A 17,273-nucleotide genomic window follows, 5' to 3' on the forward strand; every position below is an offset into this window, starting at 1 on the left:
GTGGCGGCTTCCTTCAAACAGTCGATCTCAGCTCTTTCACGGCCGTTCCGCGGTCTTGCTAACGACCGCAAGGGAGCCGGCGCAGTCGAGTTCGCCATCATCGTTCCGCTGCTGCTCATGGGGTATCTCGGCGCTTTCGAGGTTTCGGTCGGCTTCGGCGTCGCCCGCAAGGTTGCCCATGCCTCCAACACCATCGCCGATGTCCTGGCGCAGCAAAAGGACGTCACCAAGGCCACGCTCGATGGCATGAAAGGCGTCGTCAAGGCTGCCCTTTCGCCCTACGAAGTCGGCTCCTACACATTGAAGATGACCGGCATAAAGGTGACCGGCCCAGGCACGGGCGTTGTTACCTGGTCACGCGACCAGAGCGGCGCCACGCCCTATGCGGCCGGCACGCCGGCAACGCTGCCGAAGGAATTGACCACGGTCGGCACTTTCCTTGTCCGCTCCGAACTGGTCGTGCCGCACAAGCTGATGCTGATGGCGCCGGATATCTCGAACACGCTGAAGGAAATCAACATCAGCAAGACCTACTACTATCAGCAGCGCATGGGTACCGAGATCCTCTGCAAAGACTGCACCGGCTAACGCGCCTGCGAACCGCCCTCCCCTCCAATTTGCAATCGCCGGCCGGGCGCGGTATCCATGACGACCGGTCTTCGGGTGTAAAAGACGGCACCCGGCAATGGAGCGGACGGTGATTTTCAGGTGAACAATGGCGCGCGCCTTTCTCTTCGTTCTTGATTCCTTCGGCATCGGCAACGCCCCGGATGCAGCCGTCTTCGGCGACGAGGGCTCCGATACGCTTGGCCATATCGCCGAATTTTGCGCCGCCGGTGCGGCCGATCGTGCCGGTTTGCGCGAGGGACCGCTGAAGGTTCCCAATATGACGGCGCTCGGGCTTGTCCATGCGGCCAGGCTTGCGACCGGCAATATTCCGGCCGGCCTCTCCGCCGCAGATGCCGTAACCGGCATTTACGGCGCGGCCAGCGAGGTTTCGCGCGGCAAGGACACTCCCTCCGGCCACTGGGAAATCGCCGGTACGCCAGTTCGTTTCGACTGGGGCTATTTTCCGACCGAGGGCGACGCGTTTTCACCGGAACTGGTCGAGGCGATATGCCGCGACGGCGACGTGCCGGGCATTCTCGGCAATTGCCATGCCTCGGGCACGGATATCATCGCCCGCTGCGGCGAGGAGCATATGCGAACCGGAAAGCCGATCTGCTATACCTCGTCCGACAGCGTCTTCCAGATTGCCGCCCATGAGACGACCTTCGGGCTCGACCGGCTCCTCGAATTCTGTCAGGTCGTGCGCCGGCAGCTCGACGACTACAATATCGGTCGGGTCATTGCCCGCCCCTTTATCGGAACATCGGCCGACACCTTCACCCGCACCGGCAATCGCCGCGACTATTCCGTTCTGCCGCCAGAGCCGACTTTGCTCGACCGGCTGACATCCGCAGGCCGCACCGTGCATGCCGTCGGTAAGATCGCCGATATCTTTGCGCATCAGGGCATCGGCCGGCTGATCAAGGCCAACGGCAACATGGCGCTGTTCGACGCCACGCTGAAGGCGATGGACGAGGCCGAAGACGGCGATCTCGTCTTCACCAATTTCGTCGATTTCGACATGCTCTACGGCCATCGCCGCGATGTGCCGGGTTATGCCGCAGCGCTCGAAGCCTTCGACCATCGCCTGCCCGAAATCCAGGACAAGATGAAGCTCGGCGATCTCGCCATCATCACCGCCGATCACGGATGCGACCCGACCTGGCGCGGCACCGACCATACGCGCGAGCGTGTGCCGGTGCTGGCCTTCGGACCCGGCATCGCCCCACGCTCGATCGGCGTCCTCAAGGGTTTTTCCGGCATCGGCGAGACCGTTGCCCGCCATCTCGGCATTACGCCGGGCCTCCATGGGAGAAGTTTCCTTTGATTGCACATCTGAAGAAAGCCGAGCTGCACTGCCATATCGAAGGTGCGGCCTCGCCGGCGCTCGCGCTGGAAATGGCGCGCAAGTACGATGTCGATGTCAGTGATATCATCCGTGACGGCGCCTATGTCTGGAGCGAGTTTTCCGACTTCCTGATCTGTTACGACAAGGTGGCCGAACTCTTCCGCACGGAAGAGGATTACGCGCTGCTCGCTGAAACCTATCTCGCGGAACTCGCGGAAGCCGGCACGATCTATAGCGAGATCATCGTTTCGCCCGACCACGGCAATACCATCGGTATCGGGGCAGACGCCTATATAAGCGGGCTGGCTGCCGGCATCGAGGCCGCCAAGGCGAAGACCGGCATCGAAGGCCGGATGCTCATCACCATCATCCGTCATCTTGGGGCGGAGCGGGCGGAAAAGACGGCGCTTTATGCGGCAAAGCGCGCACATCCGCTGGTGACCGGCTTCAATCTGGCCGGCGAGGAGCGGATGCACAAGGTCGCGGATTTTGCCCGCGCCTTCGATATCGCCCGCGACAGCGGACTTGGCATCACCATTCATGCCGGCGAAATGGCCGGTGCCTTCAGCGTGCGGGATGCTCTGGATCATGTGCGCCCCTCCCGCATCAGCCATGGGGTGCGGGCGATTGAAGATGCCGATCTTGTTGCCCGCATCGCCGACGAGGGCGTGGTGCTCGAAACCTGTCCGGGGTCGAACGTCTCGCTCAAGGTCTTCCCGGATTTCCCGTCGCATCCTTTACGCGCCCTTCGCGACGCCGGCTGCCGGGTGACGCTGAATTCCGACGATCCGCCCTTCTTCCACACCTCGCTGGAGCAGGAATACGAAATCGCCTCCCATGTCTTCGGCTTCAGCGATGACGAGATCAATGCCATGACGCGCACGGCGATCGAAGGCGCTTTTGTGGATGAGGCGACGCGCGCACGGTTGCTTGCGAAAATTTAGGCACTCACGAGGCTGAGGGCTGGGGATGACGCCGCAAAGCGGTGCTCACCCCTTGCAGGTCGGAGCTTTTCCGTGAAAAAGAATGTCCCATCCAGATTTTTTACGGAGGCTTGGCCATGGACGGCGTAACGGTCATCAATCATCCGCTCGTGCAGCACAAGCTGACCATCATGCGCAAGAAGGAAACTTCAACGGCCGGCTTCCGCCGGCTGCTGCGCGAGATTTCCACTCTGCTCTGCTACGAGGTCACCCGCGATCTCGAGCTGACCATGGAAACCATCGAGACGCCGCTGGAGACCATTCAGGCGCCGGTTCTGGAAGGCAAGAAGCTGGTTTTCGCCTCAATCCTGCGCGCCGGCAACGGCCTGCTCGAAGGCATGCTGGAACTTGTGCCCTCCGCCCGCGTCTCCCATGTCGGCGTCTACCGAGACCATGAAACTCTGGAGGCCGTCGAATATTACTTCAAGGCGCCGGAAGCGATGTCCGAGCGTCTCGTCATCGTCGTCGATCCGATGCTAGCGACCGGCAATTCCTCCATCGCCGCCATCGACAAGCTGAAGGAGCGCGGCGCAAAGAACCTGCGCTTCCTCTGCCTGCTGGCCGCCCCGGAAGGCATCAAGAATTTCCAGGCGGCGCATCCGGATGTGCCGATCTACACCGCTTCCATCGACAGCCATCTGAACGAGAAGGGCTATATCGTGCCCGGTCTCGGCGATGCCGGCGACCGGATGTACGGGACAAAGTAAGGTCTTCTTAACCAGACACGCAATTCCCGATACCGCCGCCGGTCATACCGGCGGCGTTTTCGTTTCGTGTTAGGGGCTGGCGTGCTTCACTCGCCGCTCGTTGTTTCCCCGTCCGGCGGAGTGAGGCCCATGCTTGCACGTCTTTCGATCATTGCTGCTGCCATTGCCGTCGGCGCTGTGCTCGTTCCCGATCTGGCGACACGTTATCTTGAGCAGGCCGACCAACCGGCGGCACGATCGAGTCCTGCAACCCCCGTTTCGACGGCGCGCTATGCCAGCGGCAAGGGCGAAACCCTGCAGTCCACCCAAGGGCATTATTTCGGCAATTTCGAAATCAACGGCCGCAAGCAGATGGGGCTGATCGATACCGGGGCCAGCACTGTTGCGATCAATGTCTCGACAGCGCGCAAGCTCGGGCTCTCGCCGTCAGGTCTCAACTTCAACGCCCCGGTCGGGACTGCAAACGGCGTGGTGAAGGCGGCGCGGGCGACGCTGAACCGCGTCGAACTCGGCTCGATCCGGGTCGACAATGTCGAGGCGATGGTGCTGCCGGATGCGTCCTTGTCGGGCATGCTGATCGGCATGAGTTTTCTCAATCGGCTCTCGTCCTACCGGGTCGAGAACGGGGCGTTGCACCTCGTCAACTGATCCGCGACAGGATCACCGGCCGCGCCGGCGGCGCTTCCTCGGAAAATGTGTAAAGCAGCAGGAGTTTATCTCGAGCGGCTTCCGCGGTTGCCTGATCGGCAGCGTGGACGGTGGCGAAGGTTTCGCCTTTCTCCAGCTTCGTGCCCAGCGGCTTCAGGCCGCTGAAGCCGACGCGGTGGTCGATCTTGTCATCGGGGTGGGTGCGGCCGCCGCCAAGGGCGATGACCGCCATGCCGACGCCGCGGGCATCGCAAGAGGCGAGATAGCCCGCCTGCGGTGCCTCGACCGAAAGGACGACCGGAGCCTTTTCGAGATAACGGGCGCTGTTTTCGACGAAATCATGCGGGCCGCCGAGCAGATGCACCATGCGCTGGAACCGCTCCAGCGCTGCACCGCTTTCCAAGGCCTTTCGTGCGAGGGCGGCGCGCTCATCCGCATCGGCGGCGAGCCCTGATGTCGCCAGCATTTCGCCGGCGAAGGCGAGCACGATGGTTTCGAGCCGGCTGCCCGATTTTTCGCCACGCAGGAAGGCGAGGCAGTTTTCGATCTCCAGCACATTGCCGGCGGCATCCGCCAGCGGCTCGTTCATGTCGGTGATCAGAGCCGTGGTCTTGACACCGGCACCATTGGCGACACCGACGAGGGAGCGGGCCAGCGTTTCTGCCTCTTCGAGGCTGACCATGAAGGCACCTGTGCCGATCTTGACGTCGAGCACGAGCGATTGCAGGCCGGCGGCGAGCTTTTTCGAGAGGATCGAGGCCGTGATCAGGGGGACGGAATCGACGGTGGCGGTGACGTCGCGGATGGCGTAGAGGCGGCGGTCGGCGGGGGCAAGCGCTGCCGTCTGGCCGATGATGGCGCAGCCGGCTTCCTCGACGGTGCGGCGGAAGAGGGATGCCGATGGCTTGATGTCGTAGCCGGGGATCGATTCCAGCTTGTCCAGCGTGCCGCCGGTGTGGCCAAGGCCGCGGCCCGAGATCATCGGCACGGCGAGGCCGCAGGCAGCGGCGATCGGTGCCAGCATCAAGGAGACATTGTCGCCGACGCCACCGGTCGAATGCTTATCGGCAATGGGGGCTGTGATGCCGCTCCAATCGAGCACGTCGCCGCTGTCGCGCATGGCCAGCGTCAACGCCACGGTTTCCTCAACCGACATGCCGGAAAACCAGGTGGCCATGGCGAAGGCTGCGACCTGGCCTTCGGAGATCGAGCTATCGCTCAAGCCCCGGATGAAGGCGGCGATTTCGTCTGCGGAAAGGGCCTCGCCGTTACGCTTGCGCCGGATGATTTCCTGCGGGAGCATCGTCAGTAGGCGGCGGCTGTGGTTGCCGGTTCGCGGCCTTCGAGCACGGCGAGAATATCGCCGAGCAGGCCGGAGGCACCGAAGCGGAAGGTGGAGGGCATGGCCCAGTCAGGGCTGTGGATCGTCGCCGCGAGATTGAGGTAGAGGCGCGCATCGCCGACCGTGCGCACGCCGCCGGCCGGCTTGAAGCCAACCTTGCGGCCGCTTTCGCGGATGCAGGTGAGCATGATATCGGCCGCCTCCAGCGTCGCATTGACGGCAACCTTGCCGGTGGAGGTCTTGATGAAATCGGCACCTTCCTGAATGGCGATATGGGAGGCGCTGCGGATCAGGCCGCGGTCCTTCAACTCGCCGGTTTCCAGAATGGTCTTCAGCAGCACGGGCGGCTTGCAGACGGCCTTGACGGCCGAGATCATCGTGCGCACGGCCTGCTCGTCGCCGGCCATGAACGCCTTGTAGGGGATGACGAGGTCGATCTCGTCGGCACCGTCGGCAATCGCCTGTTCGGTCTCGGCAACGACGGTTTCGACCGGCAGGTCGCCGGAGGGGAAATTGACGACGGTGGCGATCTTCACCGCGCTCTCGGGGCCGAGGATGCTACGTGCCTGCGTGATGAAGCGCGGCCAGATGCAGATGGCGGCGGTGTGGCCGAAGGGCGTGACGGCCTGGGCGCAGAGCTTTTCGATGGCTTCGGGGGTGCAATTGTCGCTGAGATCGGTGAGATCAAGCAGCGACAAAGCGAGAGACGCAACCTGGCGGTTGTTGGCTTCGAGCATCATTTGGTCCGTTTCCTCTGCCGCAGACGCCTCAGGGGCGTGCGGATATCATCGTTTTCAGGATGGCTGCGAGACGCTGCCCGCCGACGGGCGCCATGTCCTTGGTTTCATGATGGCTGAGTTCCGCGCCGGTCATGCCCGCCCCATAATTGGTGATAACCGAGGCTGCGGCAACCTTCAGGCCGAAAAAACGCGCCAGGATCACTTCCGGAACCGTCGACATGCCGACGGCATCGGCACCGAGAATGCGGGCCATGCGGATTTCCGCCGGCGTTTCGAAGTTCGGCCCGGAGAACCACATATAGACGCCGGCACCCAGCGGAATATCGAGCTTGATGGCGGCAGCGCGGATCGCATCCGCCAGTTCCGCATCATAGGCAGCCGTCAGGCCGACGAAACGAGCGTCGCTGTCGACGCCGATCAGCGGGCTTTCGCCGGAGAAATTGATGTGGTCGGTGATCATCATCACCGAACCCGGCGGCAGATCTTCGCGCAGCGAGCCGGCGGAGTTGGTGAGGATCAGGGCCTCTATGCCGAGCGCCTTCAGCGTCTCGATCGGGCCGCGCATCGCATTGGCGTCGCCACGCTCGTAATAGTGCACGCGGCCCGAAAGCACCACGACCGGCACGCCGCCGATCCTGCCCGCCACCAGCTCGCCGGCATGGCCGGAGACGGCGCTGACGGGGAAGCCGGGGACATCGGCATAGGAGATGCGGACGGCGTCCGTCACGCCTTCGACCAGCGAGCCGAGGCCGGAACCGAGCACGATGCCGTAACGGGGCTGGAGCCCGCTGATGCGGACCTTCAGCAGGTCTGCGGCGGCGGTCAACCGATGACCTCGGTTTCGAAGGAGTGGGGCAGCAGATCGGAGAGAGCGAGCGTCTTCTTCACGCCGGTTTCATCGCAGAGGAAGATGCGGGTGCTGGCACCCGAAAATTCCGCCAGCCGCTGGCGGCAGCCGCCGCAGGGCGGGCAAAGCGCCAGTTTTTCAGCGATGACGGCGACTTCGAGGATCTTGCACTGGCCGGCCATGACCATGTGGCTGATGGCGGTGGTTTCCGCGCACCAGCCTTCCGGGAAGGACAGGTTTTCGATATTGGCGCCGGAATAGATCTTGCCGTCTTCGGCGCGGATGGCCGCGCCGACCGGGAATTTCGAATAGGGCGCATGCGCCTTGGACATGGCCGCGCGGGCGGCCTCGAAGAGATCGTTTTTCATCGATCAGCGCTCCTTCACATAGGGTACACCGCCGGCCTTCGGCGGGATCGCCTTGCCGATGAAGCCGGCAAGCAGGATGACGGTGAGGATATAGGGCAGCGCCTGCATCAATTGCACCGGCACCTGACCGATCAGCGGCAGCGGATTGCCCTGCAGGCGGATCGCCAGCGCATCGAGGAAGCCGAACAGCAGGCAAGCCAGCATGATGTTGAACGGCCGCCACTTGGCGAAGATCAGCGCGGCCAGCGCGATATAGCCCTTGCCCGCCGTCATGCCCTTGACGAAGCCGGCGCTCATGGCGAGCGACAGATAGGCCCCGGCAAAGCCGCAGAGAATGCCGCAGCAGATGACGGCGCGATACCGCAGCCAGATGACGGAGATGCCGGCTGTATCGACCGCACCGGGATTTTCACCGACGGCGCGCAGGCGGAGACCAAAGCGGGTGCGGTAGAGCACCCACCAGCTGATCGGTACCAGCGCGAAGGCGAGATAGGTCAGGAGGAAGTGACCGGAGAGCAGATCGGCATAGATCGGGCCGATAAAGGGTATCTCGCGGATGGAATCGGCGAAGGGAAACGTGATCGTCTGGAAGCGGGCATCGCCGGAGAGTGCCGGCGTGCGGCCGCCCTGACGAAACCAGGCTTCGCCGAGGATGACCGTGGAGCCGGCGACGACGAAGTTGATGGCGACACCGGAAACGATCTGGTTGCCGCGCTGGGTAATCGAGGCATAGCCGTGGACCAGCGACAGCAGCACCGAGATGATGATGGCGACGATGAGGCCCGCCCAGACCGAGCCGGTGATGCCGGCAACGGCGCCGGCTGCGAAGGCGGCACCGAGCATCTTGCCTTCGAGGCCGATGTCGAACACCCCTGCCCGCTCGGTATAGAGGCCGGCAAGGGCTGCGAAGATCAGCGGCACGGAGACGCGGATGGTGGATTCGAGAAGGGCGATGATGGTGTGGAAGAAATCCATCGCTCAGGCTCCCTTCGTCTGGGCGGCAGTTGCGGAACGCTGCCCGAGGCCGGCAAAGAAGCGGCTGATGGCCGGCCGGAACATATTTTCGAGCGCGCCGGCAAAGAGAATGACGAGGCCCTGGATAATAACGATCATGTCGCGCGAGATGGCCGGCATCTCGAAGGCGATTTCGGCGCCGCCCTGATAGAGCATGCCGAAGAGGATCGCTGCCGGGATGATGCCGGCCGGATGGGAACGGCCCATCAGCGCCACGGCGATGCCGACGAAGCCGGCGCCCTGCACGAAATCCAGCTGCATGCGGAACTGCTCGCCCATGATCGGGTTCAGCGCCATCATGCCGGCGAGGCCGCCGGAGATCATCATGACGATGATGGTGATGCGGGTTTCGCTGATGCCGGCGTAACGGGCGGCGGACGGGCTGTGGCCCATGGTGCGCAGCTCGTAGCCGAAGCGGGTGCGCCAGATCAGCGTCCAGACGCCGAAGGCGACGAGAAGCGCCAAAAGGAACGAAATGTTGAAGGGGGCATTGCCGATGTCGAGGCCGAAGATCGACAAGAGCCAGTCGAGCTTCGGCAACTGGCCGCCGGCCTCGAAGGTACGGGTCTGCGGCGCCATCGAGCCGAGCGGCTTCAGGACGCGCGTCAGGAGGTAGACCATCAGGCTCGAGGCGATGAAATTGAACATGATGGTGGTGATGACGATGTGGCTGCCGCGCTTGGCCTGCAGCCAGCCCGGCAGGAACGCCCAGAGCGCGCCAAAAGCGGCCGAACCGATGATCGCCAGCGGAAACACCACGAACCACGGCATGGTGCGATCGAGCCAGAGGCAGGCGAGTGTCACGCCGATGCCGCCGATATAAGCCTGGCCTTCGCTGCCGATGTTGAACAGGCCGGCATGGAAGGCGACGGCCACCGAAAGGCCGGTGAAGATGAAGGTCGTCGCGTAATAGAGGGTGAAGCCGATATATTCGCCGCGGCCGAAGGCGCCGTTGACCATGTGATAGGCGGCATCCAGCGGATTTTCGCCGACGAGCAGCACGACGAGGCCGGCGACCAGAAAGGCGACGACGAGATTGACGAAGGGGATCAGCCCGTATTCCGCCCAGTTGGGCAGCTTTGCGTAAGGGTTACTCATTCTGCGGCCTCCTTGCGGCCTTCGACCCCGGCCATGAGAAGGCCGAGTTCGCCTTCCGTCGCATCCGCGCCGCGCTCGCCAACCACACGGCCGGCAAACATCACGAGGATACGATCGGACAGCGCGCGGATTTCATCGAGTTCGACGGACACCAGCAGCACGGCCATGCCCCGGTCGCGCATCTCGATGATCCGCTTGTGGATGAATTCGATGGCGCCGACATCGACGCCGCGGGTCGGCTGGCCGATGATCAGCACATCCGGGCCGCGCTCCATTTCGCGCGCCAGCACGATCTTCTGCTGGTTGCCGCCGGAGAAATTCGCCGTCTTCAGCTTCGCGTTCGGCGGGCGGATATCGTATTTCTGGATCTTGTCCTCGGCCTCGGCGCGGATCGCATCCATGTTGAGGAACGGGCCGTTCAGGTACCGCTTGTCACGGTGATAGCCGAGGATGGCGTTTTCGCTCTCGTCGAACTTCAGGACGAGGCCGACATGGTGACGATCTTCCGGCACGTGGCCGAGACCCTGTACGCGCAGTTCGCCGGGATCGACATGGGCCGTGACATCGACGGACTTGCCGTTCAGCACCACGGAACCGGAGACGGCGCGGCGAATACCGGAAATCGCTTCCAGCAACTCGGACTGACCGTTACCGGCCACACCGGCAATGCCGACGATTTCGCCGGCCCTGATGTCGAAGGAGACGTTGTCGACCATGGTGACTCCGCGGCTGTCGCGCACGGTGAGGTTCTTGACCGACAGCTTGACGGCGCCCGGATTGGCTTCGCCCTTTTCGACGCGCAGCAGGACGCGGCGGCCGACCATCAGTTCGGCCAGTTCCTCGACGGAGGTTTCCCTGGTGTTACGGGTCGCCACCATCTCGCCGCGGCGCATGACCGACACCTCGTCGGTAATCGCCATGATCTCGCGCAGCTTGTGGGTGATCAGGATGATCGTCTTGCCCTGCGCTTTCAGCTGCCCGAGGATGCGGAACAGGTGATCGGCCTCGGCCGGGGTCAGGACGCCGGTCGGCTCATCGAGGATGAGGATATCGGCCTTGCGATACAGGGCTTTGAGGATTTCGACGCGCTGCTGCAGGCCGACCGGCAGCTCCTCGATCAGTGCATCGGGATTGACCTCCAGCGCGTATTCCTTTTCCAGCCGCTTCAGCTCGACGCGGGCCTTGGAAATGCTGGTGTTCAGCACCTGGCTGTCTTCGGCGCCGAGCATGATGTTTTCGAGCACGGTGAAATTCTCGACCAGCATGAAGTGCTGGTGGACCATGCCGATGCCGCTTGCGATCGCCGTGTTCGGGTCCTTGATGGTGACGGTCTTGCCGTCGATCAGGATGTCGCCGCGATCGGCCTGATAGAAGCCGTAAAGGATCGACATCAGCGTCGATTTGCCGGCGCCGTTTTCACCGATGATGCCGTGGATGGTCCCTTTGCGGACCTTGACATTGATGTCCTTGTTGGCATGAACAAGGCCGAAGCTCTTGTCTATGCCCCTGAGCTCGATGGCGAGATCGCTCATGTTGGCCTTTATTTCCCCAAGTGGCCCGGATTCATCTTCTGGCGGATGGTCGGGGCGTCGATTTTTTTACCAATTGGTATATATTTATCATCCGAAGTCAGGCGGTGTAAGCCTAAATTCGCATCTGCGCACACTCTTCCCGATTTCGCCACGGAGAGTCCAGAGCCGATTTGCTTCGGCCGATATTATGCTAGAGGGCGACAGGAAAACCTTCGGGGAAAGCCCATGACCGATAAAGACGCCCGCATCACCCAGCTCGAGGAAACCGTGGCCCATCAGGCCAAGGCCATCGAGGAGCTTTCCGATCAGCTGACGCAACAGTGGAAGGTGGTGGAGCAGACCCGCGCCAAGCTCGACCGGCTGACGGAACGGTTCCTGAGGCTTGAGGAACAGAGCCTCGACGCGCCGGCGATCACCCGCCCGCCGCATTATTGAGCCATAAAAGCCGTCGGCCGCAGAGGCTGCATCCAGTCGAGTGGAGCGGCTGATGGATGGTCGGGTCAGGCCCAACCATGACGGAGAGGGTATGGGCTTCGTCGCCAAACAAAAAACCGCCGACCACGGGGACCGGCGGCTTTTTATTACAATATCAGCCTCTTAGTAAGGGCAGGCCTCATCCGACATATAGTCGTGAACCTGAACCGTGCCGGCAATGATGTCGGCCTTGGCCTTGTCGACGGCAGCCTGCATTTCCGGAGTGATCAGGGCCTTGTTGTTGTCGTCAACGGCATAGCCGACGCCATCTTCCTTGAGGCCAAGGTTGGAAATGCCGAACTGGAAGTTGCCATCCTTGGCAGCCTTGAAGCTTTCGTAGACGGCGACGTCGACGCGCTTGAGCATCGAGGTCAGGACCTTGCCGGGCTGCAGGCCGTTCTGGTTGGAATCGACGCCGATGCCGAGCTTGCCGGCATCCGCAGCCGCCTGCAGAACGCCGACGCCGGTACCGCCGGCAGCGTGATAGACGACGTCGGAACCCTGGTCGATCTGGGACTTGGCGATTTCGCCGCCCTTGACAGGGTCGTTCCAGGCGTCCGGAGTGGTGCCGGTATAGGCTTCGAGAACCTTGACGTCAGCGCCGGTCGACTTCGCGCCGCCGACATAGCCGCAGGCGAACTTGTGGATCAGCGGAACGTCCATGCCGCCGACGAAGGAGACCGTCTTGGTCTTGGAGGCGAGGCCGGCGAGAACGCCGACGAGATAGGAGCCTTCCTGTTCCTTGAAGACGACCGACTTCACGTTCGGCTTGTCGAGAACCATGTCGATGATGGCGAACTTGGTATCCGGATATTCGGCTGCGACCTTTTCAAGCGCTGCCGCCCAGTTGAAGCCGGCCATGACGATCGGATTGTTGCCGTCGCCGGCGAAGCGGCGCAGCGCCTGCTCGCGCTGAGCGTCGTTGGCGATTTCGAATTCGCGGTATTCGATGCCGGTTTCGGTCTTGAACTTTTCCGCGCCGTTGAAGGCCGCTTCGTTGAAGGATTTGTCGAACTTGCCGCCGAGATCGTAGATGATCGCCGGCTTGATATCGTCGGCGAGAGCCGTCGCCGACATCATCGAAAAAGCAAGGAGACCGAGGAGGGTTTTCTTCATAGTGCAGCCCTGTTGTTGCTATTGATGTTTTTGTTGGGTCCTCCCGCACGCTCCCTCTTTGCGGAGAGCATGTCTGCGGAACCACCGACCCCCAGGGGAGGTCTGGCTGGCGCGCATCCTTGCACGCCTCCGGCGAAAATTCACCCGAAATTTTTCAATTGGTAAAAAAAGGTAAATCGCTCAAACAGCGGGCGAAATCCGTGGATTTCCGGCAAGGAAAAGGCCGCTGCATGGATTGTGCAGCGGCCTGAAGGTCTCACGTTTTCGTCCGATCAGAACGTCTTGCTGAGCTTCAGCGTAACGGTGCGCTGCTCGCCATAGCCGCAGGTGAACAGCTCCTGGCAACCCTTGACGTATTCCTTGTCGAACAGGTTGCTGACGTTGAACGCGGCGCCCCAGCCGTTCTTCTCGTAACGGATGGCGGCATCGGCGACCACCGCGGAGGGCACCCACTCGGTGTTGAGGTTATCCGCCGCCGACTTGCCCTGGTAACGCAGGCCGCCGCCGAGGCTCACGCCTTCCATCGCGCCATCGGTGATCGTGTAATCGACCCACAGGGCAACCTGATGCTCGGGGATCAGGCGGGGGCGCTTGCCGACGAAATCGGCGAAACCTTCCTCGGTAATCTCCATGTCCGTGTAGGTATAGGAGGCCAAGAGCTTCCAGTTCTGGTCGACGTTGACCTTGCCTTCCAGCTCGATGCCCTTCGATTCCACTTCGCCGAGCTGGGTCATGGTGAAGCCGTTCGGGTTCAGTGCGTTTTCCTTGGTCAGGTGGAAAAGCGAGGCGGTCAGCAGGCCGTCGAAGATGGTCGGCTCGTATTTGATGCCGGCTTCGTACTGAACGCCCTCTTCCGGCACCAGCGGCGTGCCGGAGGCGGAAATGCCGATCAGCGGATTGAAGAAGCTCGAGGCGCTGACATAGGGCGTGAGGCCGTTGTCGAGCTCATAGGCGAGACCGGCGCGGCCGCTCAGGGCGCTGTCGTTGGTGCTGAAGGAGCCGTTGGCAAGGCGCGAATCCGTTTCGGTGTCGACATAGTCGTAACGGCCGTTCAGCGTCACTAGCCAGCCGCCGCCGAAGCGGATCTGGTCCTGCGCATAGACGCCGACCTGTTGCATGTGGCTCACGCCATCGAGATAGACGCTGTAGGCCGGAATGGGTCCGCCATAGTCAGGGTCGGTGGGATCGAGATCGGATGCCGGGAAAGCCGAAGCCTGCGTCTGGTCGATCTTGAAGTTCTTGTAGTCGAGGCCGACGAGCAGATTGTGTTCGGTGCCGGCCGACTCGAATTCGTTCTGCAGGCGGTTATCGACATTGAAACTATCGACGCTTGTGTCGTGCTTGAAACCGAGACGGGCCAGATCGCCGGTTGCCGCGTAGGCGTAAGGGTAAACCAGCTCTTCCGACTTATCGAGATGGGCGAAGCGCAGGTTCTGCGAGAAGGTCCAGCCGCTGTCGAACTGATGTTCGAACTCGTAGCCGATCATCTGCTGGTCGTAGCGGCCGTAGTCGTGATCCGGCTCGCCATAGAAGAAATCGCGGTCGATCTTACCGCCCAAGGGACCGTCTTCCACCGTGCCGAAATAAGGGAGGAAACCGTTGGCGATATGGGTCTGGTCGAGATCGGAGGCGAGTGCGTAGACCGTCAGGCTCGTTGCATCATCCGGCGCATAGGTAATTTGCGGCAGAAGGAAGCCGCGCAGGTCCTCGGAATAATCCGTATAGTTGTCGCCGCCGGCGATCTTGCCTGTGATGCGGTAGGTGATCGTGCCGTCGTCCTTCAGCTTGTCGTTGACGTCGAAGCCGAAGAAGGCGTTGCCGAAATTGTTGATGCCGATTTCGGCATAGTAGAGCGGATCGTCCTGCGGGCGCTTGCGCACGAGATCGACGATGCCGCCCGGACTGGAGCCACCGTAAAGCACCGAGGCCGGGCCTTTCAGCACTTCGACGCGCTCCAGCATGAAGGGATCGGACTGGAAGCCGCCGAAACCATAAGAGAACAGGTTCAAGCCATCGAGGAACACGCCCGTCTGGGTGGCGTCGAAGCCTCGGATGTAGAACCAATCCGTATCGGGATCGCTGCCGAAGGGTTCGGCGGCGACGCCTGCGGTGTAGCGCAGCGCTTCATCGACCTTGTTGACAACGCCGCGGTCGTTGAGTTCCTCGCGACCGATGACGGAGACGGATTGCGGGATATCGGATACCGCCATGGCGGCCTTCGAGCCTGTATCCGTCACTTTCGCCACGTAACCTTCGACCGGGCCGGTCGCTTCGGTTTCCGTCACCTTGCCGCCTTCGACCACCAGCCGTTCCAGCTGCGTTTCGCCGCCCGGCGCAACATCCTGCGCCCGCGCCGCCACCGGCGCCACCATCACCGCCGCCAGCGAAACACCCGCCATGAGAAACCGGCGAGTTCCCTTCATCCGCATATCGTCACCCCAGAAAATGCCGGCCCCGCTCAGCCGTCCTGCCATCATAAGATGAGTATTTAATTCAGCTATTTCGGCGGTGATTGTCTTTTCCTGCGGTCTTTGATCATTTCTGGGCCAATCTCGCAGATTGGAGCAATTGCTCATCAGGCCCTTTGATTACGGGCCCAGCTGCCCGGCGTCACACCAACGATCTTGCGAAAGGCGCGGGTGAAGTGAGCTTGATCGGCAAAGCCGGTTTCGGCGGCGATCACGCTCATCGGATGATCTGCGCCGACAATCATCCGCTTGGCCCGCTCGATGCGGGCCTTCATCTGCCACTGGTGCGGCGGCAGGCCGGTCGAGGCCTTGAAGGCATGGCTGAAATGGGACTGTGAAAGGCCTGTCAGCTCCGCAAGGGTTTCCATGCGGATGCCGTGCAGGCAATTTTCCTCGATATAGTCGATCGCCCGGCGCAGCTGCCAATTGGCGAGGGCGCTGCGCTTGCGCTGGCGCGACGGGCCGAGCCGCAGAACATCGATCAGAAGCGCCAGCGACAGGCCGTCGCCGTAAAGATCGTGCAACGGCTGCGGATTGACGCATTCGGCGGCGATCAGTTCGGCGAGCGACAGGATGCGCGGATCGGAGAACATCAGCCGCGGCGCGGTGAGCTGGGCCGGGTCAAGATCTTCCATCAGCCGCCGGCTCAAGGTTTCGACGCTGAAATGAAGATCGAGATGGCGGACGAAATCGACATCGACCATCTCCGCCCAGAGTTCCATGCCGGCAGGGATATAGGAGGCGACCTGCCCCTGCCCTTCCTCGCAAAAGCCGCCCTGCGGCTGGCGAAGCCTAATGTTCGGCCGCCCGCCTTTGGCATCGAGCACGATGAACAGGCGCGGATCGTCAGCCACATAAAAGCCGCCGGCCAGCGGCGCGCATTCCACATTCCAAAGATCCGCAACAACGCCGTTCCACTGGCGCCGGTTGAGGCCGCCAATGACGGAAAAGCCGTTGATGCGGTTGTTCATGCGGGGCTGAAACGTCATCGCCCGATCCGGTTTCGTCGCAACGTGCTAAAACCTACTTTTTATATTCATGTTTTCGTAGGCGAGATTCGCTCTTCCGGCAATCGCTAAAATGCAGGAAACCGCCGAAACAGCAGCATTGTGGCTTTTCCGCCATGACCGGCGGTTTTGGTCAGGCCGAAAAACGGCCGGCGACGGGCGGCTTGCGATAGGCAATCATCCACAGCGCGAGCGCCAGCGCGATGAAGACGGCGAAGGCCGGCTGTTGTAGCATCCAGAGGGCGACGGGCTGGAGCACGCCAGTGGGGCCGCCGGGGCGCTCCAGCGATTGCACCAAGGCAAGGCCCCTATCGCCGGAGGCGGAAACGGCGCTGCCGAGTGGCGTCAGTACCGGCTGGGAGGCCGAGACTGACTGGATGGAATCGACCGCCGCGGCCAGGACGCCCAACACCAGCGCCAGGAAGCTGGCGACCCGCAGAAGAAACCGCATGCAAATCCTCCCTCTCGTGCCGCCGCTATCGGCCGCATCTTTGCTGTTGCGGAGACTTAGGCAAGGGCGATCCGGGCGGCAAGATGCGGATTTCGCGGGGCTCACAAAAAATGAAGTCAAAAAACTGTCAGAATCCAGTTGATCCCTGAAAATTCCTCGGTATATATCGCGCCGTCGCCGGTACATGTACCGAAGCGGCCGGTTCGCGCCAGCGAACCGCGTGCGCAGAGCCCTTGCGGCCTCTGCGATCCACCGGACCAACCGACGGTGCGATAACGGACGGACAGGTGGCCGAGTGGTTGAAGGCGCACGCCTGGAACGCGTGTATACGTGAAAGCGTATCGAGGGTTCGAATCCCTCTCTGTCCGCCATCTTTCTTTCGAATCTTCCTGATTGCTGCCACCGCTCGCATAACCCCGTCAGAAAATCTTCTGCCTCGCGATCCGTTTCCGCTTCGGGTTTCGTCTTTGGTGTGCTCATCCAGAATGGAGATACCATGGCTACCATCACGCTGATCCACA

Annotated in this window: 17 protein-coding genes and 1 tRNA gene; 7 read left to right on the top strand and 11 right to left on the bottom strand. The window is 62.1% G+C overall.

Translation table 11 applies throughout. The features are described 5' to 3' along the window. From ASC86_RS06005 to ASC86_RS06025, 5 genes are all read left to right on the top strand, one after another. On the top strand, positions 1-588 hold the full coding sequence (locus ASC86_RS06005) for a TadE/TadG family type IV pilus assembly protein (RefSeq protein ID WP_244477528.1): 588 nt from the start codon (positions 1-3) through the stop codon (positions 586-588). Between the two features lie 127 nt (positions 589-715). Beyond that, entirely contained in the window at positions 716-1,936 is a 1,221-nt protein-coding gene (locus tag ASC86_RS06010) for a phosphopentomutase (RefSeq protein ID WP_056317446.1), read from the top strand. Next, positions 1,933-2,901 carry an adenosine deaminase gene (locus ASC86_RS06015; RefSeq protein WP_056317449.1) on the top strand — a complete coding sequence of 323 codons (969 nt, stop codon included), beginning with the start codon at positions 1,933-1,935 and terminating at the stop codon, positions 2,899-2,901. Before ASC86_RS06010 ends, ASC86_RS06015 begins: the two co-directional genes overlap by 4 nt. Positions 2,902-3,017: 116 nt before the next feature. Continuing rightward, positions 3,018-3,647, top strand: a complete 630-nt coding sequence (gene upp / locus ASC86_RS06020) for a uracil phosphoribosyltransferase (protein WP_056317452.1) — start codon at positions 3,018-3,020, stop codon at positions 3,645-3,647. A gap of 129 nt (positions 3,648-3,776) precedes the next feature. After that, positions 3,777-4,295, top strand: a complete 519-nt coding sequence (locus tag ASC86_RS06025) for a TIGR02281 family clan AA aspartic protease (protein WP_056317455.1) — start codon at positions 3,777-3,779, stop codon at positions 4,293-4,295. Here ASC86_RS06025 and deoA read toward each other — a convergent pair. The 7 genes from deoA to ASC86_RS06060 are packed head-to-tail and all read right to left on the bottom strand — an operon-like array spanning position 4,288 to position 11,236. Further along, complete coding sequence (gene deoA, locus ASC86_RS06030) at positions 4,288-5,604, bottom strand: thymidine phosphorylase (RefSeq protein WP_056317458.1); 1,317 nt, start codon at positions 5,602-5,604, stop codon at positions 4,288-4,290. The genes ASC86_RS06025 and deoA overlap by 8 nt on opposite strands. Further along, positions 5,601-6,374, bottom strand: a complete 774-nt coding sequence (gene deoC / locus ASC86_RS06035) for a deoxyribose-phosphate aldolase (protein WP_056318343.1) — start codon at positions 6,372-6,374, stop codon at positions 5,601-5,603. Before deoC ends, deoA begins: the two co-directional genes overlap by 4 nt. A gap of 31 nt (positions 6,375-6,405) precedes the next feature. Beyond that, a complete protein-coding gene (locus ASC86_RS06040) occupies positions 6,406-7,203 on the bottom strand; it encodes a purine-nucleoside phosphorylase (RefSeq protein WP_056317461.1) in 798 nt (265 codons plus the stop codon). Next, on the bottom strand, positions 7,200-7,592 hold the full coding sequence (locus tag ASC86_RS06045; protein WP_056317464.1) for a cytidine deaminase: 393 nt from the start codon (positions 7,590-7,592) through the stop codon (positions 7,200-7,202). The genes ASC86_RS06040 and ASC86_RS06045 overlap by 4 nt, the downstream gene beginning before the upstream one ends. Before the next feature lie 3 nt (positions 7,593-7,595). Further along, entirely contained in the window at positions 7,596-8,567 is a 972-nt protein-coding gene (locus ASC86_RS06050; protein ID WP_056317468.1) for an ABC transporter permease, read from the bottom strand. Positions 8,568-8,570: 3 nt separating this feature from the next. Further along, positions 8,571-9,704 (bottom strand): ABC transporter permease, encoded by a 1,134-nt coding sequence (locus ASC86_RS06055; RefSeq protein WP_056317473.1) that lies wholly within the window; start codon positions 9,702-9,704, stop codon positions 8,571-8,573. Continuing rightward, complete coding sequence (locus tag ASC86_RS06060) at positions 9,701-11,236, bottom strand: ABC transporter ATP-binding protein (protein WP_056317478.1); 1,536 nt, start codon at positions 11,234-11,236, stop codon at positions 9,701-9,703. The genes ASC86_RS06055 and ASC86_RS06060 overlap by 4 nt, the downstream gene beginning before the upstream one ends. A 225-nt stretch (positions 11,237-11,461) precedes the next feature. Between ASC86_RS06060 and ASC86_RS06065 the strand changes: the two genes are divergently transcribed. Beyond that, positions 11,462-11,671 (top strand): SlyX family protein, encoded by a 210-nt coding sequence (locus tag ASC86_RS06065; protein ID WP_056317481.1) that lies wholly within the window; start codon positions 11,462-11,464, stop codon positions 11,669-11,671. Positions 11,672-11,833: 162 nt separating this feature from the next. Here the strand turns inward: ASC86_RS06065 and ASC86_RS06070 are convergent, their stop codons facing one another. The 4 genes from ASC86_RS06070 to ASC86_RS06085 form a co-directional block, all read right to left on the bottom strand. After that, positions 11,834-12,826: a BMP family ABC transporter substrate-binding protein gene (locus ASC86_RS06070; RefSeq protein ID WP_056317484.1), complete on the bottom strand. Its 993-nt coding sequence runs from the start codon at positions 12,824-12,826 to the stop codon at positions 11,834-11,836. Positions 12,827-13,098: 272 nt separating this feature from the next. Continuing rightward, positions 13,099-15,255: a TonB-dependent siderophore receptor gene (locus ASC86_RS06075; protein ID WP_056318346.1), complete on the bottom strand. Its 2,157-nt coding sequence runs from the start codon at positions 15,253-15,255 to the stop codon at positions 13,099-13,101. A 146-nt stretch (positions 15,256-15,401) separates the two neighbouring features. Further along, on the bottom strand, positions 15,402-16,283 hold the full coding sequence (locus tag ASC86_RS06080) for an AraC family transcriptional regulator (protein WP_056317487.1): 882 nt from the start codon (positions 16,281-16,283) through the stop codon (positions 15,402-15,404). A gap of 151 nt (positions 16,284-16,434) precedes the next feature. Continuing rightward, positions 16,435-16,752, bottom strand: a complete 318-nt coding sequence (locus tag ASC86_RS06085; RefSeq protein WP_056317489.1) for a hypothetical protein — start codon at positions 16,750-16,752, stop codon at positions 16,435-16,437. Positions 16,753-17,033: 281 nt separating this feature from the next. On the opposite strand from ASC86_RS06085, the gene ASC86_RS06090 reads away from it, so the two are divergent. Continuing rightward, positions 17,034-17,123, top strand: a tRNA-Ser gene (locus ASC86_RS06090). Positions 17,124-17,273: the final 150 nt, after the last annotated feature.

The sequence above is a fragment of the Rhizobium sp. Root1212 genome (assembly GCF_001424985.1).
Taxonomy (GTDB): domain Bacteria; phylum Pseudomonadota; class Alphaproteobacteria; order Rhizobiales; family Rhizobiaceae; genus Pararhizobium.

Bases quoted from the DNA above. Each gene is read 5' to 3' on its own strand.
- ASC86_RS06075 (WP_056318346.1), bottom strand. From the start codon at position 15,255: ATGCGGATGAAGGGAACTCGCCGGTTTCTCATGGCGGGTGTTTCGCTG.
- ASC86_RS06070 (WP_056317484.1), bottom strand. From the start codon at position 12,826: ATGAAGAAAACCCTCCTCGGTCTCCTTGCTTTTTCGATGATGTCGGCG.
- ASC86_RS06045 (WP_056317464.1), bottom strand. From the start codon at position 7,592: ATGAAAAACGATCTCTTCGAGGCCGCCCGCGCGGCCATGTCCAAGGCG.
- ASC86_RS06080 (WP_056317487.1), bottom strand. From the start codon at position 16,283: ATGACGTTTCAGCCCCGCATGAACAACCGCATCAACGGCTTTTCCGTC.
- ASC86_RS06060 (WP_056317478.1), bottom strand. From the start codon at position 11,236: ATGAGCGATCTCGCCATCGAGCTCAGGGGCATAGACAAGAGCTTCGGC.
- ASC86_RS06065 (WP_056317481.1), top strand. From the start codon at position 11,462: ATGACCGATAAAGACGCCCGCATCACCCAGCTCGAGGAAACCGTGGCC.
- ASC86_RS06050 (WP_056317468.1), bottom strand. From the start codon at position 8,567: ATGGATTTCTTCCACACCATCATCGCCCTTCTCGAATCCACCATCCGC.
- ASC86_RS06085 (WP_056317489.1), bottom strand. From the start codon at position 16,752: ATGCGGTTTCTTCTGCGGGTCGCCAGCTTCCTGGCGCTGGTGTTGGGC.
- ASC86_RS06010 (WP_056317446.1), top strand. From the start codon at position 716: ATGGCGCGCGCCTTTCTCTTCGTTCTTGATTCCTTCGGCATCGGCAAC.
- deoC (WP_056318343.1), bottom strand. From the start codon at position 6,374: ATGCTCGAAGCCAACAACCGCCAGGTTGCGTCTCTCGCTTTGTCGCTG.
- upp (WP_056317452.1), top strand. From the start codon at position 3,018: ATGGACGGCGTAACGGTCATCAATCATCCGCTCGTGCAGCACAAGCTG.
- ASC86_RS06025 (WP_056317455.1), top strand. From the start codon at position 3,777: ATGCTTGCACGTCTTTCGATCATTGCTGCTGCCATTGCCGTCGGCGCT.
- ASC86_RS06055 (WP_056317473.1), bottom strand. From the start codon at position 9,704: ATGAGTAACCCTTACGCAAAGCTGCCCAACTGGGCGGAATACGGGCTG.